This is a genomic window from Paractinoplanes durhamensis, assembly GCF_016862175.1.
In the GTDB taxonomy this organism is placed as follows: domain Bacteria; phylum Actinomycetota; class Actinomycetes; order Mycobacteriales; family Micromonosporaceae; genus Actinoplanes; species Actinoplanes durhamensis.
In genome coordinates, this window is sequence record NZ_BOML01000038.1 from 251,261 (window position 1) to 275,151 (window position 23,891).

General features: G+C 69.8%; 24 protein-coding genes, 1 tRNA gene and 1 pseudogene. 15 read left to right on the forward strand and 11 right to left on the reverse strand.

Translation table 11 applies throughout. The annotated features are described in order from the left end of the window. The first annotated feature begins 62 nt into the window (after positions 1-62). Positions 63-692, forward strand: coding sequence for a TetR/AcrR family transcriptional regulator (locus Adu01nite_RS24530; protein ID WP_203729609.1), 630 nt, complete (start codon positions 63-65; stop codon positions 690-692). A 7-nt stretch (positions 693-699) separates the two neighbouring features. On the opposite strand, the gene Adu01nite_RS24535 is transcribed toward Adu01nite_RS24530, so the two are convergent. Continuing rightward, entirely contained in the window at positions 700-1,905 is a 1,206-nt protein-coding gene (locus tag Adu01nite_RS24535) for an amino acid deaminase/aldolase (RefSeq protein ID WP_203729610.1), read from the reverse strand. Positions 1,906-2,134: 229 nt separating this feature from the next. On the opposite strand from Adu01nite_RS24535, the gene tmk reads away from it, so the two are divergent. Continuing rightward, positions 2,135-4,255: a dTMP kinase gene (tmk, locus tag Adu01nite_RS24540; protein ID WP_239132678.1), complete on the forward strand. Its 2,121-nt coding sequence runs from the start codon at positions 2,135-2,137 to the stop codon at positions 4,253-4,255. A 49-nt stretch (positions 4,256-4,304) separates the two neighbouring features. Here tmk and Adu01nite_RS24545 read toward each other — a convergent pair. After that, positions 4,305-4,378: transfer RNA gene (locus tag Adu01nite_RS24545), tRNA-Thr, on the reverse strand. A gap of 131 nt (positions 4,379-4,509) precedes the next feature. Here Adu01nite_RS24545 and Adu01nite_RS24550 point away from each other — a divergent pair. Both Adu01nite_RS24550 and Adu01nite_RS49240 read left to right on the forward strand, forming a co-directional pair. After that, the gene (locus Adu01nite_RS24550) at positions 4,510-6,168 is read left to right on the forward strand and encodes a metallophosphoesterase (RefSeq protein ID WP_203729732.1); all 1,659 of its coding nucleotides are present in this window, start codon (positions 4,510-4,512) and stop codon (positions 6,166-6,168) included. A gap of 114 nt (positions 6,169-6,282) precedes the next feature. Beyond that, positions 6,283-7,104, forward strand: a pseudogene (locus Adu01nite_RS49240) (recombinase family protein); the annotation flags it as partial. A gap of 203 nt (positions 7,105-7,307) precedes the next feature. Here the strand turns inward: Adu01nite_RS49240 and Adu01nite_RS24555 are convergent. Then, positions 7,308-8,171 carry a PSP1 domain-containing protein gene (locus Adu01nite_RS24555; RefSeq protein ID WP_203729614.1) on the reverse strand — a complete coding sequence of 288 codons (864 nt, stop codon included), beginning with the start codon at positions 8,169-8,171 and terminating at the stop codon, positions 7,308-7,310. Positions 8,172-8,332: 161 nt separating this feature from the next. Here Adu01nite_RS24555 and Adu01nite_RS24560 point away from each other — a divergent pair, with 161 nt between their 5' ends. Further along, entirely contained in the window at positions 8,333-10,459 is a 2,127-nt protein-coding gene (locus tag Adu01nite_RS24560) for a hypothetical protein (protein WP_203729616.1), read from the forward strand. A 258-nt stretch (positions 10,460-10,717) separates the two neighbouring features. Here Adu01nite_RS24560 and Adu01nite_RS24565 read toward each other — a convergent pair whose 3' ends face one another. Genes Adu01nite_RS24565 through Adu01nite_RS24575 form a run of 3 tightly spaced genes read right to left on the reverse strand, consistent with a single transcriptional unit; the run spans position 10,718 to position 11,953 of the window. Beyond that, the gene (locus Adu01nite_RS24565; protein ID WP_203729618.1) at positions 10,718-11,329 is read right to left on the reverse strand and encodes a hypothetical protein; all 612 of its coding nucleotides are present in this window, start codon (positions 11,327-11,329) and stop codon (positions 10,718-10,720) included. Beyond that, positions 11,329-11,625 carry a hypothetical protein gene (locus Adu01nite_RS24570; RefSeq protein ID WP_203729619.1) on the reverse strand — a complete coding sequence of 99 codons (297 nt, stop codon included), beginning with the start codon at positions 11,623-11,625 and terminating at the stop codon, positions 11,329-11,331. Before Adu01nite_RS24570 ends, Adu01nite_RS24565 begins: the two co-directional genes overlap by 1 nt. 1 nt (position 11,626) lies before the next feature. After that, a complete protein-coding gene (locus Adu01nite_RS24575) occupies positions 11,627-11,953 on the reverse strand; it encodes a YbaB/EbfC family nucleoid-associated protein (protein WP_203729621.1) in 327 nt (108 codons plus the stop codon). A 285-nt stretch (positions 11,954-12,238) separates the two neighbouring features. On the opposite strand from Adu01nite_RS24575, the gene Adu01nite_RS24580 reads away from it, so the two are divergent. After that, positions 12,239-13,432: a DNA polymerase III subunit delta' gene (locus tag Adu01nite_RS24580; protein WP_203729623.1), complete on the forward strand. Its 1,194-nt coding sequence runs from the start codon at positions 12,239-12,241 to the stop codon at positions 13,430-13,432. A gap of 74 nt (positions 13,433-13,506) precedes the next feature. On the opposite strand, the gene Adu01nite_RS24585 is transcribed toward Adu01nite_RS24580, so the two are convergent. Beyond that, positions 13,507-14,046: a type 1 glutamine amidotransferase domain-containing protein gene (locus Adu01nite_RS24585; RefSeq protein WP_203729625.1), complete on the reverse strand. Its 540-nt coding sequence runs from the start codon at positions 14,044-14,046 to the stop codon at positions 13,507-13,509. A 190-nt stretch (positions 14,047-14,236) separates the two neighbouring features. Continuing rightward, on the reverse strand, positions 14,237-14,695 hold the full coding sequence (locus Adu01nite_RS24590) for a DUF2231 domain-containing protein (RefSeq protein ID WP_203729627.1): 459 nt from the start codon (positions 14,693-14,695) through the stop codon (positions 14,237-14,239). A gap of 387 nt (positions 14,696-15,082) precedes the next feature. Here Adu01nite_RS24590 and Adu01nite_RS24595 point away from each other — a divergent pair, with 387 nt between their 5' ends. The 6 genes from Adu01nite_RS24595 (at position 15,083) to Adu01nite_RS24620 (ending at position 18,462) form a co-directional block, all read left to right on the forward strand. Continuing rightward, positions 15,083-15,388 carry a DUF6232 family protein gene (locus Adu01nite_RS24595; protein ID WP_203729629.1) on the forward strand — a complete coding sequence of 102 codons (306 nt, stop codon included), beginning with the start codon at positions 15,083-15,085 and terminating at the stop codon, positions 15,386-15,388. A gap of 235 nt (positions 15,389-15,623) precedes the next feature. Then, positions 15,624-16,073, forward strand: a complete 450-nt coding sequence (locus tag Adu01nite_RS24600; protein WP_203729630.1) for a DUF6232 family protein — start codon at positions 15,624-15,626, stop codon at positions 16,071-16,073. Between the two features lie 174 nt (positions 16,074-16,247). Next, on the forward strand, positions 16,248-17,165 hold the full coding sequence (locus tag Adu01nite_RS24605) for a helix-turn-helix domain-containing protein (protein ID WP_203729632.1): 918 nt from the start codon (positions 16,248-16,250) through the stop codon (positions 17,163-17,165). A gap of 63 nt (positions 17,166-17,228) precedes the next feature. Beyond that, entirely contained in the window at positions 17,229-17,420 is a 192-nt protein-coding gene (locus Adu01nite_RS24610; protein ID WP_203729634.1) for a DUF397 domain-containing protein, read from the forward strand. A gap of 252 nt (positions 17,421-17,672) precedes the next feature. Further along, positions 17,673-17,870 carry a DUF397 domain-containing protein gene (locus Adu01nite_RS24615; protein WP_203729636.1) on the forward strand — a complete coding sequence of 66 codons (198 nt, stop codon included), beginning with the start codon at positions 17,673-17,675 and terminating at the stop codon, positions 17,868-17,870. Positions 17,871-17,940: 70 nt separating this feature from the next. Beyond that, positions 17,941-18,462, forward strand: coding sequence for a DUF6226 family protein (locus Adu01nite_RS24620; RefSeq protein ID WP_203729638.1), 522 nt, complete (start codon positions 17,941-17,943; stop codon positions 18,460-18,462). Here the strand turns inward: Adu01nite_RS24620 and Adu01nite_RS24625 are convergent. Further along, positions 18,459-19,583 (reverse strand): geranylgeranyl reductase family protein, encoded by a 1,125-nt coding sequence (locus tag Adu01nite_RS24625; RefSeq protein ID WP_239132671.1) that lies wholly within the window; start codon positions 19,581-19,583, stop codon positions 18,459-18,461. The genes Adu01nite_RS24620 and Adu01nite_RS24625 overlap by 4 nt on opposite strands. A gap of 40 nt (positions 19,584-19,623) precedes the next feature. Here Adu01nite_RS24625 and Adu01nite_RS24630 point away from each other — a divergent pair, with 40 nt between their 5' ends. The 3 genes from Adu01nite_RS24630 to Adu01nite_RS24640 are packed head-to-tail and all read left to right on the forward strand — an operon-like array spanning position 19,624 to position 21,976. Further along, complete coding sequence (locus tag Adu01nite_RS24630; RefSeq protein WP_203729640.1) at positions 19,624-20,190, forward strand: sugar O-acetyltransferase; 567 nt, start codon at positions 19,624-19,626, stop codon at positions 20,188-20,190. Further along, on the forward strand, positions 20,187-20,753 hold the full coding sequence (locus Adu01nite_RS24635; protein WP_203729642.1) for a TetR/AcrR family transcriptional regulator: 567 nt from the start codon (positions 20,187-20,189) through the stop codon (positions 20,751-20,753). The genes Adu01nite_RS24630 and Adu01nite_RS24635 overlap by 4 nt, the downstream gene beginning before the upstream one ends. Then, on the forward strand, positions 20,753-21,976 hold the full coding sequence (locus tag Adu01nite_RS24640; protein WP_203729644.1) for an MFS transporter: 1,224 nt from the start codon (positions 20,753-20,755) through the stop codon (positions 21,974-21,976). Before Adu01nite_RS24635 ends, Adu01nite_RS24640 begins: the two co-directional genes overlap by 1 nt. A gap of 131 nt (positions 21,977-22,107) precedes the next feature. On the opposite strand, the gene Adu01nite_RS24645 is transcribed toward Adu01nite_RS24640, so the two are convergent. Further along, positions 22,108-23,385 (reverse strand): MFS transporter, encoded by a 1,278-nt coding sequence (locus Adu01nite_RS24645; RefSeq protein WP_307836648.1) that lies wholly within the window; start codon positions 23,383-23,385, stop codon positions 22,108-22,110. A gap of 11 nt (positions 23,386-23,396) precedes the next feature. After that, a complete protein-coding gene (locus Adu01nite_RS24650) occupies positions 23,397-23,885 on the reverse strand; it encodes an NUDIX domain-containing protein (protein WP_203729646.1) in 489 nt (162 codons plus the stop codon). Positions 23,886-23,891 lie beyond the last annotated feature (6 nt).

The following is a 23,891-nucleotide window of genomic DNA, read 5'->3' on the forward strand; positions in this document are numbered from 1 at the left end:
GCCTCTCGCTCGTTGATCCGAGTAACGTTCCGATTATCACTGCTGAGAGGGAGTGGCGACGCGTGTCGACACCAACCGTCACCACCGGGCCGCTGCGACGCGTCCCGGTGCAGGGCAGAAGCGTTGCCCGGGTCCAGCGCATGCTCGACGCCTGCGCCGAGCTTGTCGATGAGGTGGGCTATGAGGGCCTCACCACGACGCTGCTCGCCGAGCGAGCCGAAGTAGCCATCGGCTCGGTCTACCAGTTCTTCCCTGACAAGAGGGCCATCGTGCAGGCGCTGGCCATGCGCAACATGGACGCCTACCTGCAGGGCCTGTCCGCGCGCTTCGCCAGCGAGACGTTCGCCCACTGGTGGGACGGTGTCGACGCGGCCATCGACGTCTACATCTCGATGCACCGCAACGTGCCGGGCTTCCGCACGCTGCACTTCGGCGATGTGGTCGACGTGCACCTGCTGGACATGGAGCGGGACAACAACGCGGTCATCGCCGATCGGCTGGCCGAGCTGCTGGTCGAGCAGTTCCAGCTGATGGACCGGGCTCGTCTGCGGTTCGCGCTGCAGATCTCGGTGGAGGCGGCGGACGCGCTGATCAAGCTGGCGTTCCGGCGCGACACCAACGGTGACGAGTCGGTGCTGACCGAGGCCAAGGCGTTGATCCGGGAATACCTTCACCGTCACGTGACGGCCTGACGGTAGGTCACCCGAGAAACGCATGGCCCTCGCCGCGGTACGTCGGGGCCGGCGTGGCTGTCCCGCCGTCGATCAGCTGAAGCTCGTTGACGTGCTCGCACAGTTCGCCGGCCTTGGCGTGCCGGAACCACACCCGATCGCCGGGCCGTAGCGTGGCGGCCACCCGGCCGAGCACCGGCGTCTGCACCTCGCCGGGGCCCTCGTCGGGCTTGAACCGCAGCCCGGCCGGAAGGTAGGGCTGCGGCAGCCGGGACTGGTCGGCCGGCCCGGACGCGATCCAGCCGCCGCCGTGCAGGGTGGCGATGCCCGGCGCCGGCCGCCGCACCACCGACAGCGCGAAGAACGCGGCCGGGGTGGGCCGCCAGTTGCGGTACGAGTCGAAGAGCGTCGGGCCGTACAGCCCGGAGCCGGCGGTGACCTCGGTGACCGCCGGGTCCGCGCTGGTCGCGGCCACACTCCCGGTGCCGCCACCGTTCACGAACTCGAGGTCGGTGTGCTCGCTCAGGGCGGCGACCGCCTCGGCGCGCCGCCGGACCAGCTCGGGGAACGAATACGCCTGCATGAGCCGGATGGCGCGGCCGCGCAGTGCCTGCCGGGGTGGGGCGTCACCGACTCCGGCGATCTGCGCCTCGTACGACATCATGCCGACCAGCTTGAAACCGGGCCGGGCGACGAGGCGGCGGGCGAGGGCGGAGGCCTGGGCGGCGGAGTGGATCGGTGAGCGGCGTACGCCCACGTGCAGCGGCCCGGCCGGCTTCCAGGACGAGTCAAGCTCCAGGCAGAGCCGGACGTCGGGCCGGTTTCCGGGCGGCACGACCCGGTCGATGAAGTCGAGGTGGGCCACCGAGTCGACCATCACCGAGATGGCGGCGCTGAGCTTCTCGTCCGCGGCCAGCTCGGTGATCGCGGTGCGGTTCACCGTCGGATATGCGACCAGGACGTCGTCGGTCACTCCTGCGCGCACCAGCCAGATCGCCTCGGGCAGCGAGTAGGCCATGACGCCGTGCCAGCCCGGCCGGGCGAGAACCCGCTCGAGCAACGGCCGGCAGCGCACCGACTTGCTGGCCACCCGGATCGGTTTGCCGCCGGCCCGGGCTTCGAGCTGGGCGGCGTTGTCGTCGAAGGCGGCCAGATCGACCGCGGCGACCGGCGTCTCGAGGTGGCCGGTGGCCTCGTCGAGGCGCCGCTGCAGGGAGGTGGGGTCGGCGCGCACGCCAGCACCGTAACCGTTTCACCAGCAACACGAAAGACATTCACTTCTTCGCCACCCGAACGTGCAAAACCCGGCTCGTCGGTGTCGCCGGTTAGAGTGCTCCCTGGCTGGGAGCACGGGAGGTACCACCATGACCGCCGAAACGCGCGAAAGCGGACCTGTCGACTTATCAGGTGCCGCGGCGCTGCGCTCCGTCCTGCGCATCCGGCCGTTCCGCCGGTTGTGGCTCGTGCTCGGGCTCGCCTCGTTCGGCGACTGGATCGGCCTGCTCGCCACCGGCATCTTCGCGGCCGCCCAGTTCCAGAGCAGCGCCGGCCAGGGCGCGGCCTTCGGCGGCACCATCGCCGTACGCCTGCTGCCCGCTCTCCTCCTGGGCCCGATCGCCGGCGTCTTCGCCGACCGGTTCGACCGCCGCTACACGATGGTCATCACCGACCTGATCCGGTTCGTCTTCTACGGCTCGATCCCGATCGTGGCGCTGGTCGGCGCGTCCCCGGGCGTCATCGTCGCGTGGGCCACCATCGCCACCTTCATCGGCGAGACCATCACGCTGATCTGGATCCCGGCCAAGGAAGCCGCGGTCCCCAACCTGATCCCGAAGTCGCGGATCGAGGTCAGCAACCAGCTCACCCTGGTCACCACGTACGGCATCACGCCGATCCTGGCCGCCCTCGCGCTCAGCGCGCTCACCGCCGGCGTGCAGCAGTCCGGCCTGACGCTGCCCGATTGGGCGCAGCCCGTCCAGATCGCGCTCTACCTCAACGCGATCTCCCGCCTGGCCACCGCACTCACCGTCTTCTTCGGCATCAAGGAGATCGGCGGCAAGAGCGCCGAACGCCAGCAAGAAGCGCAGCAGCAGAGCATGTTCCGGCAGTTCCTGGACGGCTGGAAATACATCGGCACCACCCCGCTCGTCCGCGGCCTGGTCCTCGGCATCTTCGGCGCGTTCGCGGCCGGCGGCGTGGTCATCGGCGCCGCCAAGACGTTCGCCACCTCGCTGGGCGCCGGCGAAGCCGCCTTCTACCTGCTCTTCGGCGTCATCTTCATGGGCCTCGCGCTCGGCATCGGCCTCGGCCCGATGATCATCCGCGAGCTCTCCCGGCGCCGCTGGTTCGGCATGAGCATCATCCTGGCCAGCGGCTCGGTCATGTTCCTCGGCCTCGCCTTCCACCTCTCCATGGCCCTGGCGGGGGCCCTGCTGGTCGGCGCGGGCGCCGGCATGGCGTTCCTGGCGGGTACGACGTTGCTGTACGGCGAGGTCGACGACGCGGTCCGCGGCCGGGTCTTCGCGGTCGTGCAGATCGGCGTCCGGATGGTCCTGCTGCTGGCCATCACCCTCTCCGGGTTCCTGGTCGGCCTCGGCAGCTCCCGCCGGGTCCACCTCGGCGTCGTTCACTTCGACGTGTCGTCGACCCGCGTGCTGCTGCTGGTGGCGGGCGCGATCGGCATCTGGGTCGGCGTCAGCGCATTCCGCCAGATGGACGACAAGCGCGGCGTACCCATCCTCGCCGACCTGTGGGGCTCGATCCGGGGCCGCCCGCTCAGCCCCGACGAGGAGTTCGTCCGCACCGGCGTCTTCGTGGTCTTCGAAGGCGGCGAGGGGGCCGGCAAATCCACCCAGGTCACCCGGCTCGCCGCCACCCTCGGGGCGGACGGCCGCGACGTCGTGGTCACCCGGGAACCCGGCGCCACCGACGTGGGCGCCCGCATCCGCCAGCTGGTCCTCGACAAGGGCGACGCCCCCGCCCCCCGGGCCGAGGCCCTCCTCTACGCCGCCGACCGGGCCCACCACGTCGCCACCGTGGTCCGGCCCGCGCTGGCCCGGGGAGCGGTGGTGGTCAGCGACCGCTACGTCGACTCGTCCCTCGCCTACCAGGGCGCCGGCCGCACCCTCCCGGTCGCCGAGATCTCCTGGCTGTCCTCGTGGGCAACCGGCGGCCTGAAGCCCGACCTGGTCGTCCTGCTCGACGTCGACCCCGGCATCGGCCTGAGCCGGGTCGACTCCCGTGGCCTCGGCCAGGACCGGCTGGAGAGCGAATCCCGCGCCTTCCACGAGCGGGTCCGCTACGCCTTCCTCGACCTGGCCGCCGCCGACCCGAAGCGCTACCTGGTGCTGGACGCCGGCCGCCCGGCCGAGGAGATCAGCGAGGCAGTGACCGCCCGCCTCGCCGGCCTGCTGTCCACCCTGAACGGAGGCCCGCACCCGGCGCCTGCTCCCGCGTCGACGGCCGTTCCGCCCGGCCCCGACCTGGATGCCCCTGACCTCCGCGACGAGCCGGTGCTGGAGGAGATGGCCGAGGTTCTCGGCCTCGAGGACGAGGCGCCGGAGGACCCGGTCCGCCGCCGCTGAACCCCCGAAATGCCGAAAGCCCAGGTCTCTGACCTGGGCTTTCGTTCCGAGCCGCCTGACGGAATCGAACCGTCGACCTACGCATTACGAGTGCGTCGCTCTAGCCGACTGAGCTAAGGCGGCAACGAGCGTTAAGTGTACGGTATCCGCCCGGCTGGGTTCTGTCGGACCCCGCGACTACTGTGCCATGGGTGACGATCGATCACTCCCCGTCCGCCGAGGCGGAACGCGTCGTGCCGCCCCGCCCGAGCAGCATGGACCCGAAGGAGCTCGGTTTCACGCCGCAGCGCCCGGTCGGCTGGCTGGCACCCCTGCTGCTGCTCAGCACCGGCCTGCGCACGCTGCTGGCCATCCTCTTCGGGGCCTACCTCGACAAGCGCGAGCTGCAGAACTCGTTGGACGGCTCCTGGTTCGACCTGTCCGCCACCGAGAACGACGAGCTGTGGTTCGACTACGTGGCCGACCTGGGCGACGGCTTCCACGCCACCTATTCGGTGGCGTGGCTGCTCGCCCAGGACAGCCTCACGGTCGGCGACGCCGAGCTGCCCCGCGGCCAGGTGCTGCTGATGGGCGGCGACCAGGTCTACCCACTGGCCAGCGGCGACGGCTACGAGAGCCGGATGAAGGGCCCCTACCGCGCGGCCCTGCCCGAACCGCCCGCCCGGCAGCCCCGGCCCACCCTGTTCGTGCTGCCCGGCAACCACGATTGGTATGACGGGCTCACCGCCTTCCTGCGCCTCTTCGCCCGCCGCAAGGACGGCCACATCGGCGGCTGGCGCACCCAGCAGCGGCGCTCCTACTTCGCGGTGAAACTGCCCGGCGACTGGTGGCTGTTCGCGATGGACGAGCAGTTCGGCGCCTACATCGACGACCCCCAACTGCAGTATTTCGAGGAGGCCGCGAAGAACGTCGGCCCCCGCGACCGGATCATGCTGATGACCCCGTCGCCGAAGTGGGTGAAGGCCGCCGAGGACCCGGAGACGTACGACGCGATCGACTACCTGATCCGGATGATCCTGGCGCCCACCGGTGCGAACGTGCGGGTGCTGGTCTCCGGCGACCTGCACCACTACGCCCGCTACTCGGGCGAGGACCGCGAGCTCATCACCTGCGGTGGCGGCGGCGCCTACCTGCTCGCCACCCACCAGCTGCCCGAGCAGCTCACCGTCCCGCCCGAGGAGACGCTGACCCGCAACAAGAGCCGCAGCCGGACGTACGATCTGCGGTCCCGTTTCCCCAGCAAGGCCGCCTCGAAGCGGATGAGCTGGGGCGTCTTCCACCGGGTGCCGACCCGCAACCCCGGCTTCGTCACCATGCTCGGCCTGATCCAGACGCTGACCATGCTCGCCGCGGCCGGCGCGGCCAGCCAGGGCGGCAACATCCAGCGGCTGTTCACCATCCCGCTCAGCCTGATGGTCGTGCTGATCATGGCCGGTACGGTGATGTTCGCGAAGCCACCCGGCGCATCCCTCAACAACCACGCGCGGCACTGGCTGTTCGGCCTGGGCCACGGCTTCGCCCAGATCGGCCTGGCCGTGCTCGGCGCCTGGCTCTGGCTGAACCTGCCGGTGCACGACTGGCCCTGGCCCGTCCCGCTGGCCGCCGCCATCGCCATCTACTGGCCGGTCGTCGGCTTCCTGTCGACCCAGGTGTGCGCGCTCTACCTGCTGATCGCCGGCATGTTCAACGTGAACGTCAACGAGCTGTTCGCCGGCCAGGGCATCGAGGACGCAAAGAGCTTCCTGCGCCTGCACATAACCGCCGACGGCACCCTGACCATCCACCCGATCGGCGTCGACAAGATCTGCAAAAAGTGGGTGGCCGACCCCGAAGGCGACCCACACAGCTCCTGGCTACGCCCGGAGCAGCCCCTGGTGCCCCACCGCATCGAGCCCCCCATCGAGGTCCGCTGACCCTCAGCAGCAACATTCTTCGTGGCTCGCTCACTTGTTCGAAAGCGGTATTGGTCCTAACCTAGTCTCATGACAACTAGTCTGCGGATTGTGAGCGCGGCCAGGCGTCGTGCAATGAAAATCAGCGCGCCCACCAGAACGGCCCCACGCGCAGTGTTGTACCTCCGGATGAGCATGGACAGGACCGGCGAGGGGGCCGGTCTGAAGCGTCAGGAGCAGGCGTGCAGGGCGCTTGCGCTGGCGCGGGGCTGGGTGGTTGTCGACGTGGTCGACGACACGATTTCAGCTACTACCAGCCGACTTGCAGATCGGCCGGGCTGGAAGCGAGTGGTCCAAATGATCGAGACCGGCCGAGCGGACCTCATTGTGGCGTGGCATCTCGATCGGGTAACCCGATCGATGAAGGACTTGGAGCTCCTGATCGACCTTGCTCTGGAGCGGGACATCGGTCTGGCCACCGCCACCGGAGACATCGACCTGACTACCGACGCCGGCCGCATGGTCGCCCGGATTCTGGCGGCTGTCTCCTGGGGTGAGACCGAACGCAAAAGCGAGCGGCAAGTCCTGGCCAACGACGTGCGCCTGGCTGCCGGCAAGCCGCAGTGGATCCGGCGCCCCTTCGGTTACGAAATGGACGGCACGCTGCGCGAGGGGGAAGCAGCGGCCGTTCTCAAGGCATATCACGACGTGCTTGCGGGCAAGGCGCTGACGACCGTGGCACGGGAGTGGAACGAGGCGGGCTTCAGGACCTCCGCGCCTGATGCGGCGACCGCCCGGCCGCGGGTGTTCCGCAAGAACGTCTACGACCCCACTGGTCGGTGGAGCAACGTCGCTGTGCGGTCGCTTCTGGGGGCTCCGCGCAACATGGCGAAGTCAACGTTGTACGGGGAAATCGTGGGCGACGGGAATTGGACGCCCATCGTGGACGAGCCGACCTGGCGCGCGATGGAGCTCTTCTTGGCCGACCGTGAGCGACCGAACAGCTCGGTAGGCAAGTTGACCAAGATGTTGTCGCGGATCGCCATCTGTTCGGTGTGCGGTGGCCCGATGGGGGCGAGCAAGCGCGGCAGCTTGCCGATCTACGTCTGTCAGGGGTTCAAAGACCCCACTGCAAGCCGGCGTGGTCATAGGGCCTGCACTCAAGCGGAGCCGGTGCCCTCGGCATCCGAACGCTCTCGACCTTCGTACGCCTGCCGCGGCCCGCACACCGAGGCTCGCGAACAGGAGCACCGAGAGCCATCGGCGTCCATTCGCACCACTACCTCGTCCTTGGGGACGCTATGAGCCACCACCCTGCCATCGCCTACGGGGGTAGTCACTCGTGTCCCCACCGAGGGAGCATCCGCCTGAAATCGGGCGTATAGGGGATGTTCGTACTTGAGGCAACACATGAGGCGGCCGCAGGCGCCGGAGATGCGCAGTGGGTTCAGGGGCAGGTCCTGGTCCTTGGCCATGCGGATCGTCACCGGCTCGAAGTCGGTGAGGAACGTGGCGCAGCACAGGTCGCGGCCGCATGAGCCGATGCCGCCCTGGACCCGGGCCGAGTCGCGGGCCGACAGCTGGCGCAGCTCGACCCGGCAGTGCAGGGTGGCGCCCAGGTCGCGGACCAGGGAGCGGAAGTCGACCCGGTGCGGTGCGGTGAAGTAGATCGTGGTGCGCGGGCCGCCGGAACCGGCCTGGTCCAGCACGTGATCGACGGCGACCACCTTCATCGGCAGCTCGTGTGCCTTGATCAGCTTCTTGGCGGCGACCTTGGCCTCGGCCTTGCGTTTGCGCAGCAGCTCGTCGCGGCGCAGGTCGTCGTCGCCGGCCAGGCCCGCGACCTTGGGGAAGCTGTCGGTGTCCTCGCTGACCCATTGCGCCGCCCAGACGCACTCCGCCACCTCGGGGCCGTCGTCGGTGGGCACCAGCACGCGGTCGCCGACCTGAGGCGAGAACTCACCCGGATCGAGGTAGTAGAGACGGCCGTACCGGTTGAAGCTGACCGCGCACAGCATGCCCATGGCGACCACCCTACGACGCCCGGTGGGCCGTACCAAATGCCGGATTTGGACTACCCGCGGGGGTTGTCGCATAGATGCCACGCAACTGTACAGATAGACCTTCGTTGGGCAGACCCGTAGACACCGCCACATCGCGGAACACTTCGGGAGGGAACCACCCAATGACGCCCGTAAGGTCGCTGGCTGCCAGTGTCGTCGCCCTCGGATTCGCCGGCACGATTGCCGCGCCGATGCCGGCCAACGCCGCGCTCGTGCCATGCGAACGAGCCGAGAACTACGCGGCGCAGTCCGGCGCCGAAGCGCTCCGGATCGACAAGCTCGAGATCCGTGCCGAGGATCGAGGGTCCGAACGCCCGGTGACCAAGGCCGGCCAAAGCGCGGAGAAGGCCGACGAGGACTCGGGCGGCGAAGGCGCGGCCGACCGGATCCTCGGCACCGGTGCGGCCGCCATCGACCCGACGGCTGGCGGCGAGGACGCCGACACGCTGAGCGAGGGCATCGGCATCCTCGGCGAGGCGGTGCTCGACTCGGTCGACCCGCACGGCGTGATCCCGCGTGCCAAATCCCAGCCGTTCAGCGCCCGGTCCTCAGCCGATCCCGAGTCGCACTCCGACGGCGACACCGGCGGCCAGGGCGGCGGCGAGATGGGCACCGGTGACCAAGGCGGTGGCCAAGGTGGCGGCGAGGAGGACAAGACGGTCACCGTTCGCGAGGTCGGGGTCGGCGAGGCGCGGACCGCGCTCATCGGGCCGGCCGCGGTGAAGTCGGCCGCGGTCGCGCGCATCCTCGACGGCAAGGTCTCCGGGAAGGACTCCTGGACGAAGCCGGCCGTTCAGCAGGCGCCGCCGTCGCACGCGACGGCCGCGACCCGGACCACCGCCGGCGGCCAGGCCGGGCCGTTGAAGATCGGTGCCGGCGCGGTCTCGGCGCACGCGCGGTGGGATGCCGGAATGGCCTGCGGCCGGACGCCGGGGGAGGCGGCTCGCTCGCAGTCCGCGGTGCGCGGCGCCGAGATCCTCGGTGGAGCGAAGAGCTCGCTGGTCCGGGTGCCGGAGAAGATCGCCGGCGTGAGCTCGACGGCGCTGGAGCGGTGGGATGGGACCGCGCGGACGGTGGCCTCGGCCACCGTGACCGCCGGGCGGATCGAGTTGGCCGACGGCCGGGTGCGGGTGCGGGTGCTGCGGGCGCCGTCGCTGGTCGCGACGATGTCGGCGACCGAGGGCGGCGAGGTGCGGTACCAGCCGGCCCTGATCGAGGTCTCCGGCGACGGAATCGCCACGAAGCGGCTGTCGGCGGCCGGCGCCACCGCCGAGTTCACCCTGGCGCCGGACCGGCACGCGATGGAGGCGGGCCTGCTCGGCTCGGGCCTCGGCGACCTGGGTTCGGGGGGTCTGGGTTCGGGCGGTCTCGGTACGGCCTCGGCGCTGCCGCTGCCGCACATCCCCGGCGTGCCGGCGGTGACGATGCCGCCCGCGGTGGGCGGGAAGTCGCCGGAGGCCGCGCCGGCGGCCGGTGCCACCCGGGTGCGCATCGCGCTCGGCGAGCTGCGCAAGGCCAGGAAGGGCCACGCCATCGCCGCCCGCGCCACCGCGATCAGCGTGTCGCTCGATCAGGTCGGCGCCCCCGTGGAGAGCGGCCGAGCCGATGACGGCGACGGCGACGGCTACGGCACGTCGCACGACAACGGCAAGCCCGGCGACCAGGGCAAGCCTGGCAACCAGGGCAAGCCCGGCGACCAGGGCAAGCCCGGCGACCAGGGCAAGCCCGGCGACCAGGGCAAGCCCGGCGACCAGGGCAAGCCTGGCAACCACGGCAAGCCCAGCGACCACGGTAAGCCCGGCGACCAGTGCACGTCCGATGACGACGACAAGCCGGGCGTCCCATGCGAACCTGGCGACCAATGCGAGCCTGGCGACCAGGGCACGTCCGATGATCACGGCAAGCCCGGCGATCAGAACAAGCCCGCCGATCAATGCGAGCCTGGCGATCAGGGCAAGCCTGGCGATCAGGGCAAGCCTGGCGATCAGGGCAAGCCGGTGGGTCCGGGTGCGCCCGGTAACCGCGGAAAGGCCGCCTCGGTCTCGCTCGACGTCGCTTTCGGTCTGATGGAGGCCGCTGCCGTCGCGCCGGAGAAGCGGATCACGGCCGACAACACGGCCGGCGAGGCCGGTGGACTGCCGATCACCGGCCCGCAGGTGACCGGTCTGGCCGTGGGTGGTGCGGCGCTGCTGGTCACGGGCGTGATCACGGTACTGCTCGGCATGCGCCGCCGCCGGACCCGCCAGTAACATCCCGCGCCGTCCCGGAACGCGATTGGCTGGATGGACATATGTCGATCCCCTGACGGCTGAGGCGAGAGCAACCGGTCGTTCCGTCCTGGCCCGCCGAGCGTCCGGAAGAGTCCCCAATGCCAAGACAATCGTCGATCCATGGCGCAAAGTAATCGGCACACCTGCGGGGGGTGCAGGAGGACGCGGCGTCGCATTCGGAGTCGGTACAACCCGAATGTGGCGCCGCGCCCATGCCCACCGAAGCCCGTTGGAGTGTCACATCGGAACAGGGCCGGCCAGGTCGGTGGAGCCGTGCAGCAGATCGTCCGCGTCGGCGTAGTTGTCGGCGATGGTGCGCAGCACCCGGGTGGCCACGGCGGCCGCGGCATCGGTCTCGGCCTGCGACGGCGGTGAGCCGGCCCCCGCGGTCAGCGTCAGCGCCTCGCCCGACGCAAGGACAGCGGTCAGCGCCTCGGCCAGGTCGGCGCGGGTCTTGGCCATCCAGTCGGTGAGTGCCTGAGCCAGGTCGGCCGTCGCCTCCAAGCGCTCGTCGAGGCTGTCGTCGTCACCGCTGAGCCGGTCGGTGACCCGCTGCCGAGCCACGCCGTAGGCCTCGGCCGCATCGCCCGTCCAGTCACCGGCCGACGGCAACTCGGCGGCCGTGGTGGCGCAGGCCCGGGCCTCGGCCCGCAGCTCCGGGACCGCGTCGTCGAACGCCGCCGGCTGCAGCCCGGCCACCGCCCGCGCGGCACCGCCGGGCAGCAGCCGCACTCGCCGCAGCTCACGCCACACCTCGTGCCCGACCGGCGCGCCGGACGTCTCGAGCATGTCGTCGACCCGATCGAGCAGCGGCGTGCAGACGGTGAGCACCTCGTCGAGACGATCCATCACATCTCCCGCGCGAACCGGCGCTGCGCCGCCTCGTCACTCTCGGTGTAACTCTGCGCGGTGGCTCGCACCGCGCCGGCCGCGTCGGTCAGCCGCGCCGCGAGCGCGCCGGCCTCCCGGGCCCGCGACTCCAGCACCGCGGCCCAGTGCGCATGCAGCTGCCGCCCGAGGCGCCCGGGCACGCCGGCCTCGTCGGCGGCGAACGCATCGGCCCGGACGGCCAGCGCCGGCATCCGCCGGTCGACCGCGGTGAGCGTGTCGGCGGCTTGATCGAGCCGGTCGGCGAGGTGGTCCATATCAGTCCTCTCCCAGCGAGTGACGCATGCCGAAGACCTCGCCGTGCAGCTTTTCCCGGGCCCACCGGGCTGCATCGGCGGCCGTGGTGACCACGGCTTGAATCTCCCGCGCGAACTCGGCCGGATTTCGATGGTGCAATGTGCCGTTGATCCGCACATCGGTGATCGCCCCGGCCGCGGTGACCACGACCTCGATCGAATTGTCGGGCGAGTGCACCGACACGGAATGCCCGGCAACCGCCTTGTCGAACTCGCCCCGCAAACGCTCAAGGCGTTGATATCGCTCGATGGCCTCGTCTATCCACCCCTCGTCGATCTCGCGCGCCATGCCCCTGGCTCCTCACCGCGCGTCAGCGCCCCGTCGCGTTCCGGCACCAGACCGTACCCGCTCCTGTCACCCCTTCGCTACGCCCAGTTGTCCCCTGTGGATAACCCTTTTTCGGGTACGCACATGGGGCTACCCAACCGCACCATCGCGAACCCGCCCCAGGGCCGATCCGCCTGCAACCCGAGGCCGTTCCCGGCCTCCGGCGAAGTGACCGAAAGGGCCGGCCCTGCGGGCCGCCGGGGCTGGCCGGCGAAGATGTCGGACCCGCGCAATACCATTCGGGGCGTGAGTGACGTCTTCGCTGACCTGGTGGGTCAGGACGAGCCGGTGGAAACGCTGCGCCGCGCCGCCGCGGCCGCGGCCCGGGTGGTCGCCGGCGACGAGGTTGCCGCCGGTGCGATGACCCACGCTTGGATCTTCACGGGTCCACCCGGTTCGGGCCGGTCGGTCGCCGCCCGGGCCTTCGCGGCCGCGCTCGAGTGCGAACGCGCCGGCATCGGCTGCGGCGAGTGCCACGGCTGCCACACGGCGCTCGGCGCCACCCACGCCGACGTGCGGTTCGTGGTGCCCGAGGGCCTCTCCATCGGCGTCAACGACATGCGTGCCCTGGTGCTTCGCGCGGCCAGCGCCCCGTCCGGCGGCCGGTGGCAGGTGGTCGTCATCGAGGACGCCGACCGGCTCACCGAGCAGGCCGGCAACGCGTTGCTCAAGGCGATCGAGGAGCCGCCGCCGCGCACGGTGTTCCTGCTCTGCACGCCGTCCACCCACCCCGACGACATCTCGGTGACCATCCGGTCCCGCTGCCGCGTGGTCGCCCTGCGCCAGCCGCCGGCGTCCGCGGTCGCCGAGGTGCTGACCCGCCGCGACGGCGTCGCCCCCGACGTGGCGGCCTGGGCCGCCGCGGCCGCTCAGGGGCACGTGGGCCGGGCCAAGCGCCTGTCCCGGGACACCGAGGCCCGCGGTCGCCGCGAGGCGGTGCTGGCCGTGCCGCGCCGGCTGACCGGGGTGGGTGCCTGCTACGAGGCGGCGTCCGCACTGATCAAGTCGGCGGAGGCGGAGGCGGCCGAGTCGTTCGCCGAGTCCGACGCCGCCGAGCGCGTGGCCCTGGAGCAGGCGCTGGGCGCCGGCGGCACCGGCCGGGGCGCGGCCGGTGCGATGCGCGGCGCCGCCGGCCAGATCAAGGAGCTGGAGAAACGGCAGAAGTCGCGGGCCACCCGTTCGAAGCGGGACGCCCTCGACCGGGCGCTGGTCGACCTGGCCGGCTTCTACCGTGACGTCTTGGTCACCACGATGCGGGCGCCGGTCTCGGTGGTGCACACCGACGTCGCGGCCCAGTCCGGGGCCGCCGCCGGCAAGTGGACGGCCGAGAGCACCCTGCGTCGCCTGGAGGCGGTGCTGGCCTGCCGCGACGCCATCGACCAGAACGTGAAGCCGGACATCGCGGTGGAGGCGATGATGCTCACCCTCTGGCGCGGCTGACCCGCGGCGGCGGAGCGACGCACTCGTCATGCGTAGGTCGGTGAGCGGCCTCGGCATTCGAGGGCATGTGTGGATCAGCCGGCGATGCGGTCGACCAGGGTCTCGCAGAAGGCCGGGAGGTCGTCCGGCCTGCGGCTGGTGACCAGGCGGTCGTCCACGAAGACGTCCACGTCCACCCACGTCGCGCCGGCGTTGGCCAGGTCGGTGCGCAGGCTGGGCCAGCTGGTCAGGGTGCGGCCGTTCAGCACGCCCGCCTCGACCAGGGTCCACGGGCCGTGGCAGATCGCGGCCACCGGCTTGTCGGCGGTGAAGAAGTCGCGGACGAAGGCGACCGCGTCCGGGTCGGCCCGCAGGAAGTCGGGGTTCGCCACGCCGCCGGGCAGGACCAGGGCGTCGTAGTCGGCGGCGTCGGCCTCCCGGACCGTGCGGTCCACGCGATGGGTGCCGGCCTTGTCCAGGTGGTTGACGGCCTGGATGTCGCCGTCCTTGAGCGAGATCAGTTCGGCGGTGCCGCCGGCGTTCTCGACGGCCCTGCGGGGCTCGGTGTATTCCACCTCTTCGACCCCGTCGGTCGCCAGGAATGCCACTCGCTTGCCCCGAAGCTGCGTGCTCATCGTGTCCGCCCTCTCGATGTCGACCGCTTCTCCTTGGCGTGCCCGTCGATGCGCGCCGCAAACTTCGCGGTGCGATGCGGGCGGAGCCTGCGAGCCGGATTCCCGCCGGGGCCGAGCCGGAAGCCGGGTGAAAAGCACGTGGCGCACGGAGATCTCCGTGCGCCACGTAACTCGTCCTACCCGTACGTTTCTAATAACCGCGATTTCCCACCGCGGCCTTGGCGAAAGCGGGGGTTCGGCCGTTCGCGAGCTCGCCGCCGAACCAGGCGCCGAAGCCGGCGATCGACAGGGCCAGCAGTTCGATGAGGAAGAGGCCGACACCGGCGGCGCGGTCCGCGGCACCGACCCGGACCATCAGGATGACGGCGAAGAGGAAGAGCACGCCCATGTTGAGCAGGGCGCGCAGCACACCGATGCGCTTCGCGGTGGGGCGGCGGACCAGGGCGGTGTCGATCGCGCCGGCCAGCATGGCCAGGAATCCCCCGATCAGGCCGGCCACGACGTTCCAGTAGGCCAGCGTGCCGAGGATGTCGGGGCCGCCGGCGATGTTCGCCAAATCGAAGATCACGGCCATCGTGAAGAGTCCGAGAGGGAACATCACGAGGATGGGTTGCACCGCTTGTCCCGCGATGCTCAGGCGGCTCTCCATGCGGTCATCGCCCTTCTACCTGCGCATATCGAAGATTCGTCATAGCTCGTCGCAGTTGGCCTACCCGGGGCGTACATGAATGAAACGCCACACGTCGGTCATGGTGACGCACGCCATCAAGTCCACATGGCTTGTACGCAATCTGCAACCTGGCAACTTGAACAGTGGCGGACTGCCGGGTCGCATGTTCTACTTACCAGTAAGGGCGGAACTCGAAGAGGGATCAGGCAGCGGCACCCGGCGGCAACCGGGTGCCGTTGTCGCCTCCAAAACTCCGTCACGACCAACGCACATCGGAGTGACCCGAGCGAGGCGGGGAAATCTCTCTGCTGCCCATAGTGGCTCGCCCTCCCGCGTCTCGCAAGGAGAACGGGGAGGGAGTACGTCATGCGTCTCTACTACCGTGGACGCGAGGCTGTGGTGACCAGCGAACATTTCGTTCGGCGCGTCCCCAGTTCACGGCATTTCGCGATCCGCGAGTTGCGCAACGTCCGCATCGTCGTTCCGGGCCGCATCGTCGAGGCCCTGTTCCGTCCCCAGTTGAGCACACGGGAGTGGGCACTGTGGGCGGATTACCGCGGCCGGTCCATCGCTCTGTACACCTCACCGGACGAGCGAGTGTTCAACCAGGTCACCCGGGCCCTCCGGCGGGCCCTCGAGGAGGTCGAGCCGTGGGACCGGGAGGCGGCCTGACCGGCCACGATGATCCTTTGTCGAAGCAGCCTCCGCGCAATGTGCCAACTAGCTGATTGAGGGGTAGCCAGCCGACAGTTGGCCGTGGATACTCGAAGACAGATAGTCCGGAGGGCGGAGTTCGAGGGGAAGCACCAAACAGCGGCACCTGGCGGCAACCGGGTGCCGCTTTTTCATCCCCGACCGATTCCTGAGCCGGCGTTCCCTTCTCGTGCGCAATGCCGAGGGAGTGGCCATGGCCATGCGGGTGTTCTATCGGGGCCAAGACGCAGTCATTACCGAGCAGCAGTTCATGTGGTTGACCGGCACGCTCCGCTCCTTCGACATCGCCCCCATGCGGCGGGTCTGGGTGGTCAAGCGCGATGCGAGGGTCACCGGCCCGCGGGCGGAGGTGGTCGCCTCGGCGGTCATGGCCGCGACCGGGATCGGGGTCAGCGCGATGTTCGTGGACGTACCCCTGGTGCGTCTGTCACTCGCCGGCGTGGCGGTGGCGCTGGTGGCGATCGCCACATTCCGGCGGCGCACGGTGCCCTGCTGGGAGATCAGGACCCTCTACCGGGGGCGCGAGACTACCATCTATACAACCCGTGACGAGACCACATTCAACCAGGTCAAGCGGGGTCTGAACCGGGCCCTGGAAACCTCGGCCGGCGCTCGTTACCGGGCGCGGGCGGCGACCGGGTGACGGCCACGTCGCGGAAGCGTGTCGTGACTCATCTCTTTTTGAGAAACACCAAGTAACCGCTTCGTCGTTTTGGTACGACAGTGGATAGCATGATGCCACCTCGCCGTCAGCACTGTGGCACCCAGCGAGGTGGCGCCTTCATATTGACGAACCCTGAAGGACTGACGAGAGACCGTGGCCGAGGACGTCTCGCCGACCATCGCGCGGCGAATCGTGCGATTGGCGCTGCGTGACGCCCGGGAGAAGGCGAAACTCACTCAGCCGCACGTGGCCGAGGCCATGGAGTGGTCACTCAGTAAAGTCATTCGGATTGAAAATGGCGACGTCAGCATCGCGCCCAATGATCTTAAGCCGCTTCTGACGTTTCTCGATGTCAAGGATCGGACAGTCGTCGCCAACCTGGTCGACCTGGCCAAGATCGCTCGCACCCGGCAGCGGACGGCGTGGTACCAGAAGCCGGGGATGAAGGAGCACCTGACGCCCCCGATGCTGCGCCTCGTCGAGTATGAAGCCGAGGCCGTGGAGATCAGGTATTACCAGGTCTACTACATGCCGGGTCCGCTGCAGGTGCCGGCGTACGGGCATGCCAACCTCGAGACCTACACCGACGACGACATCCCGGAGGAGACCCGGCGGCTTCGTATCGAGGCGCGGACCTTCCGGCGAAACACGGTGCTGAGCCGCTTGGGTAACGGACTCACCATCTTCGCCCTGCTCGACGAATCAGTGTTCCGCCGGCCGCTCGGCGGCCCGGAAGTATTTCTCGAGCAGTTGCGCGATTTGAATGACTTGGTCGCCACGGGAAACATTAAACTGCGAATGATTCCGTTCGAGTTTGACTCGGCGGTGACCAACAACGCCACGTTCGACCTGCTGACCCTCACTCCCGGGACCGCCGAAGAGCGCAGCGAAGTTCTCTATCGGGAGACCGGATTGCAGGACGAGATCGTGGAGGATCACACAGTCCGAAAGCATCACGAGCGCTTCGATAAAATTTGGAACGCTGCGGTTACCGAGGAAGACACGATCGACTTCATGGGTAGCCGGATCAAGGACCTGGAAGCGCAGATCCGCCACAGGAAAAACCCGTAGCGATAACCCGAATCCGCAGTACCGGTTCGGGCTGCGGGTTCCTTTTGTGTGGAGAGACAGACAATGGAGTCCAGCTCGGTCAACTGGCGCAAGAGCAGCCGGTGCGCCAGTAACGCGTGTGTCGAGGTCGCCAAGGTTGACGGCGGCGTCATGGTTCGCGATTCGAAGAACCCGGACCAGGCACCGATGCGGTTCACCCCAGAGGAGTGGTCCGCTTTCGTCGCGGGCGTCAACCTGGGCGAGTTCAGCTTTTGATCCAGGCGCCGGCCTCGTCCCCCGAGTTGTCCTCCGAGCCGTTCGGCATCGGTGTCAGCCCAGGGTACGAGGCCAGGCGTCTTTTACAGCACACGTTACTTAGCGGACTTAACCGGCGTAAAGGGAAGTGACATTCATCCGTTTCAGTGATGAATGACGCATTTCGCCGAGTTTCACTCATGTTACTTCCTCCGCGTTCTTTTGCTGCTCCCTTACCGTGGATGACGGGAACCGTCACGGAGGAGTAGCAAATTGATCAAGCTGACGGAGAACTTGCGATGGCGCCGATCGTCGCGCTGTGCGTCGAACACCTGCGTCGAGATCGCCACGGTGGGCCAGACCTACCTCGTACGTGATGCGAAGGACCCCAACGGCGCGGTCCTCTCCGTCGACGCGGCCGGCTGGGCCGCGTTCGTGTCGGCCGTCAAGACCGGCGAGTTCGACGCCTGAGCCGTTCATCATTCGCCAACCTCGGCCAACGCCGGGGTCGCCGCCCGCCACCGGCGGCATAATGACCCAGGTGAGGGCCGACCCGCACGCCACCGCCACCGCTCGCTTCGCGGTGCTGCACAACGCGGCCGAGGCGTTGCTCGACACGCTCGGCGAGCGATTCATGGTGGAGCGGCGGGAAAGCAAGGAGTTGCTCGGGCCCACCGATGCCCTGGTGCGCACGGTGCGACTCATTCCCCGTACGCCGGCGGCCGGCCCCCTCGCCGTGGCGTTCACCGACTTCCCGGGGCTGATGGTGCGCCTCGGCCGGTGGTGGGCCGAGGCGCTACCCGCGTGCGGGTGCGACGACTGCGGCGAAGATCCGGACGAGTTGGCCGACGTGCTCCGCACCCAGGTCGGCGCGCTCGTCGAGGGCGGGCTGTGGGAGCGGGTCCGGCGTGGGGTCGGCGGCTCGTGGTTCGAGTCCCGGCTGATCGGCGTGGGGTTGAGCGCGCGGCGGGAAGGTCCGCTGACCGCCCGGGATGCCCGGGAGGCGCGGCGCAGCGGTTTTGCCGCGCCGGTCCAGTGGGCGCCCTGGCCCCGGCGCTTCTAGCCGAGGAACCGCACGGCGGCCGCGATGCCGGGCCGATGGACCACGTCGGCCATCGCCAGTTCGCCGCGGCAGAACATCTGGAAGGCCCGCCAGCCCACCGGCGTCGCCATCGCCGCGTGCACCAGCAGCGGGCGGCGGGAGTAGACGCCCAGCATGTGGCGGCCGGCGGTCATCTCGGGGACGAGTTCCGCGCCGATCCGCTGCTCGTAACCGGCCAGGTCGTCGCGGGCGGCGGCCTCTCCCGCCCAGGTGCCGGAGCGCAGCGCGAAGCTGATGCCCTCCCTGGTCCACGGCTCGAGCAGGCCGGCCGCGTCGCCGGTGACGATCACCCGGCCGCGGCGCAGTGGTGAGTCCGGCCGGCGGCAACGGGTGAGGTGGCCGGAGTCGCGGACCACCGTGCGGTCGGCCAGGCCGAGCCGGGCCACGAAGTCGTGCAGGTACTGCTTGGTCTCGGCGCCGTGGCCCTTCGTCATGATCACGCCGACGGTGAGCTCGTCGTCCTTCGGGAAGACCCAGCCGTAGGAACCGGGGTAGGGACCCCAGTCGAGCAGCACCCGGCCGCGCCAACTCGCCCGGTCCTCGGCGGTGGCGGCGATCTCCACCTCGAGGCCCAGGTCCTGCTGGTCGAGGGTGACGCCGACGTGGCGGGAGGTGATGCTCGCCGAACCGTCGGCGCCGATCACCGTGCGGGCGACGATCTCGGTGCCGTCGGCCAGGGTCACGGTCGCCGCGTCGTCGTCCTGGGTGACCGCGCGGACCTGGGTGTTCTGCCGGACGGTGGCGCCGGCCGCGACCGCCGCCTCGTACCAGGCGTGGTCGAAGTCGTCGCGGCGGACCATGGTCAGCAGCGGGCGGTGCCGGGCACGGCGGGTGAAGGTCAGCCGACCGGCCTTGGTGAAGGTGATGGCGCTGATCGTGTCGCGGCCGGGGACCTTGATGTGCGACTCGGCGATCCCGAGCGAGGTGCCGATCAGGCCGCCGCCGCAGGTTTTGTAGCGCGGATGGGTGGCGCGTTCGAGCACGATGGTGCGGGCACCGGCCTCGGCCGCGGCGTAGGCAGCGGCGAGTCCGGCGGGGCCGGCCCCGATTATGGCGACATCCCAGGGCGGCTCTTGGTTCACGAGCGGATTCTAGACCCGAGAGTTGTGTACGATCGTACATATGGAGACCCGGACCATGCGGGAACGGATGCTCGCCGGCGAGCTGTACATCGCCGACGACCCGGAGCTCGCCCGTGACTCGGAGCGCGCCATGGCGCTCACCCACCGACTCAACATGGCCGACCCCAACGATCACGCGTTGCGCCATGAGTTGCTCAGCGACCTGCTCGGGGCGTTCGGCGAAGGCAGCGAGATCCGGCCGCCGTTCCGCTGCGACTACGGCTACCAGACGTTCGTCGGCGCGCGCACGTTCGCGAACTTCGGGCTGATCAGCCTCGACGTGGCCCGCGTGACGATCGGCGACGACGTGCAGATGGGCCCGAACGTGCAGCTGCTCACCGCGCTGCACCCGGTCGCGGCCGGCCCGCGCCGGGACAAGTGGGAGGCCGCCAAGCCGATCACCATCGGGCACAACGTGTGGCTCGGGGGTGGGGTCATCGTGCTGCCCGGGGTGACCATCGGTGACAACACCGTCGTTGGCGCGGGCGCCGTGGTTACCAAGGACCTGCCACCGAACGTGGTGGCGGTGGGTAACCCGGCGCGGGTGATCCGGGCGGTCGAGCCGTGACCGCGGTTCCGGCCGCGCGGGCGGCCCGCCGCTACGACCCCGACCGCAAGAGCCGCATCGTCGACGCGGCCATCGACGTGATCGCCGAGCACGGCGTCGCCGGCACCACCAGCCGCCGGATCGCGGCCGCCGCCGACGTGCCGCTCGGCTCGATCACCTACCACTTCACCGGCCTCGACGACCTGCTGGCGCAGGCCTTCGGCCGGCACGCCGAGCGGATGTCCCCGCTGTACGAGGCGCATTTCGACGGGGTCCACGACCTGCCCGGGTTCGCCGACGCGGTCACCGACCTGATCCACGGCGACGCCGGCGCACCGCAGCGCGACTGGGCGGTCGCGTACGAGCTCTATCTGGCCGCGCTGCGCAACCCGGCATTGCGGATCGTCACCGAGTCCTGGATGCGCCGGTCACGCTCGGTGCTCGAGCGCTTTGTCGATCCGGTGACCGCGCGCGGCGTCGACGCCCTCATCGAGGGCCTGGTCATGCACCTCACCCTCTCCACCGCCACGTTCGGCCGGGCCGACACCAGGGCGATCGTCGGCCGGCTTCTCGGGCTGCCGTGATGAGCGCGGCCACCGCCGTCGCCGCGCCGGTCCGGGCCGCCACCCGAGGTGTCTACACCGCCTTCACCCTGATGGGTTTCGCCAGTGCCAGCTGGGCCGCGCGCATCCCGCAGGTCCGCGACAAGCTCGAGCTCAGCCCGTCCGGGCTCGGGCTGGTGCTGCTCGCGATCGCGGCCGGCTCGATCGTGTCGCTGGTGCTCGCCGGGCAGATCGTCGCCCACTTCGGCTCCCGGCGCACGGTCACCGTGATGGCCGGTCTCCTCGGCCTGGCCCTGTCCGGCGTGGCGATCGGCTACCAGTTCGGCGTGCTTCCGGTGGTGATCGCGCTGTTCCTGGCGGGCTTCGCGAACGGCGGCTGGGACGTCGCGATGAACGTCCAGGGCACCGTGGTCGAGCGGCATCTCGGTAAGGCGATCATGCCGCGCTTCCACGCCGGCTACAGCGTCGGCACGGTGGTCGGCGCGCTGGTCGGCGCGGGTGCGGTGGCCGTGCACCTGTCGGTCACCGCGCACCTGATGATCTCCGCGATCCTGGTGGCGATCGTGGTCATGCTGGGCGTCCAGGCGTTCATGCCCGACGATCCGGCGGACATCGAGCCGCCGGTGCCGATCGAGCCCGCGCACGCCGCGCCGCCGGCCAGCCGCGTCGGCCGTGCCCTCGCTACCTGGCGTGAACCGCGCACCCTGCTGATCGGACTCTTCGTGCTGGCGTTCGCGTTCACCGAGGGTGCCGGCCTCGACTGGATCAGCATCGCGATGATCGACGGCTACGGCGTGCCCGCCACGGTCGGCACGCTCGCCTTCGCGACCTTCCTGGCCGCGATGACCGCCGGCCGATGGTTCGGACCGGGCTGGCTCGACCGGTACGGCCGGGTGCTGGTGGTGCGAGCGCTGGCCGGGGTGAGCCTGGTCGGGCTGGCGCTGTTCGTCTTCGGCACGGTGCCGGCGATCGCCTTCGTCGGCGTGCTGCTGTGGGGCCTCGGCGCGTCCCTCGGCTTCCCGGTCGGGATGAGCGCGGCGGCCGACGATCCCGCTCACGCTGCGCCACGGGTGAGCGTGGTCGCGACGATCGGTTACTGCGCGTTCCTGGGCGGCCCGCCGCTGGTCGGCTTCCTGGGCGACCACGTGACGGTCCTGAAGGGCCTGCTGGCGGTGGCCGCCCTGCTGGCCGTGGCGATCGCCCTGGCCGACTCGGTCAAGCCTCTGCGCCCGGCCCACGATTGATCCGCCGCGATGCGGGCGAAGCCTGCGAGCCGTGATCCCACCGGGGCCGGGCCGGAAGCGGGGTGATCGGCGTTTGGCGCACGGACCTTGCCGTGCGCCACGGGACTCGTCATGCCCGTACTCAAAAAGGTTTAGGTGTTTGCGGCTATGTATTCGGCGTCGGCCGCTTTCTTTTGGGCCAGGCCGTCTTTTCCGTTGTAGCGCAGGAAGCGGGGGAGAGCCGCGGCCAACGCGACCGTTCCGGCTATGCAGAGGACGCCGCCCATCCAGATCGAGCCCGTTACGCCGAGGCGGGTTCGGGCCATCAGGCCGGAGCGCAGCTGGCCCAGCAGCGGGCCGGTGGTGTAGCTCAGCATCTCGATGCCGGCCAGGCGTCCGCGCAGGTGGTCGGGGATGGTCTGGCTCCACATCACCGAGCGGAAGATGCCGCTGATCATGTCGGCGGCGCCGGCGAAAGCCAGGCAGAACAGGGTCAGCCACAGGGTGTTGGAAAGGCCTACGCCGACGATTCCCAGGCCCCAGAAACCGGCGGCGATCAGCACCATCACGCCGTGCCGGTGGACCTTTCCGGTCCAGCCGGACGTCAGTGTGGCGACCATCGAACCGGCGGCGGGAGCGGCGTACAGCAGGCCCAGAACTTTCGGGCCGCCCAGCTGCGTCGCCAGGAACGGGAAAAGGGCCTGGGGCATGCCGAAGAACATGGCGTTGATGTCGACCAGATAGGTGCCCAGCAATTCGGGGCGAGACTTGGCGTAGCGCAGGCCGGTCAGGACGGCTCGGATCGACGGGCGGTCGGCGGCCGGCGGTGGCGGGACGGCGCGGACGAGGGTCAGGCAGATCAGCGACACCGCGAAGGTGAGCAGGTCGAAGGCGTAGACCCAGGCCAGGTCCACGGCGGAGATCAGCAGGCCGGCCACGGCGGGACCGCCCAGTTGGGCCACCTGGAAGCCGAGTGACTGGATTGCCATCACCGCGGGTAGCTGCTCGGGCTCCACCAGGCGCGGGATCATCGCCTCCAGCGCGGGCCGCTGCAGGCCGTCGACGCTGGCGGCCAGGGCGGCGATCACGTACAGCAGCCACAGGTGTGGTTCGTCGCTCAACGCGTTGATCAGCAGCACGCCGGTCAGGGCGGCCAGGGCGAACTCGCCGCCCCGGACCAGCAGACGGCGGTCCAGGTAATCGGCCAGCGCACCGCCCACGAACGCCATCACCAGCAGCGGGACCAGCTCGCAGACGCCCAGCAGGCCGACCATCAGCGGGTCGTCGGTGATCTTGGCGACCTGGTAGGGGATGGTGACGTAGGTGATGAACGACCCGAAACCGGAGACCGTGCCGCCGGCGAAGACGAGCCGGAAGTCGCGGGATCTCAGCGGGCTGAGATCCATGCCCAGGTACCTACGCTTGCTCACGAGCGGCGACGCTACTTGAGCACGAGGCGTCCGGTCTCCTGAAATTCCTCGAGGTCGCGAAGGGTCTCCTCGATCACGAACGACTTCGGGCCGGGCAGTTCGTCGAGCGCGAAGAAGCCGGCGTCGATCGACTCGTCGGTCTCCCGTTGCAGCTCACCCTCCCAGCTGTCGATCCGGAAGCTCATCAGGATCTGCTGGTAGGTGTGCCCGTAGTCGTTGGTGTACGTGTACGCCGTGTAGAACGCGAACGGGGTCAGCGACGTGGCCCGCAGGCCGGTCTCCTCCCACACCTCGCGGATCGCGCACTCCTCCATGCTCTCGCCCAGCTCCATGGCACCCGCCGGGATCGCCCACCGCTGGTTGTCGGAGCGCTGGATGAGCAGGAGGCGGCCCCGCTCGTCGAAGATCACGCCCCGCGCCCCCACGAAGAGAATCGTGTCGGTGTCGCCGATACTCGCCCGTACCTTGCCGAGATAAGACTCGTCCCACGTCAGTGCCACGGGGCA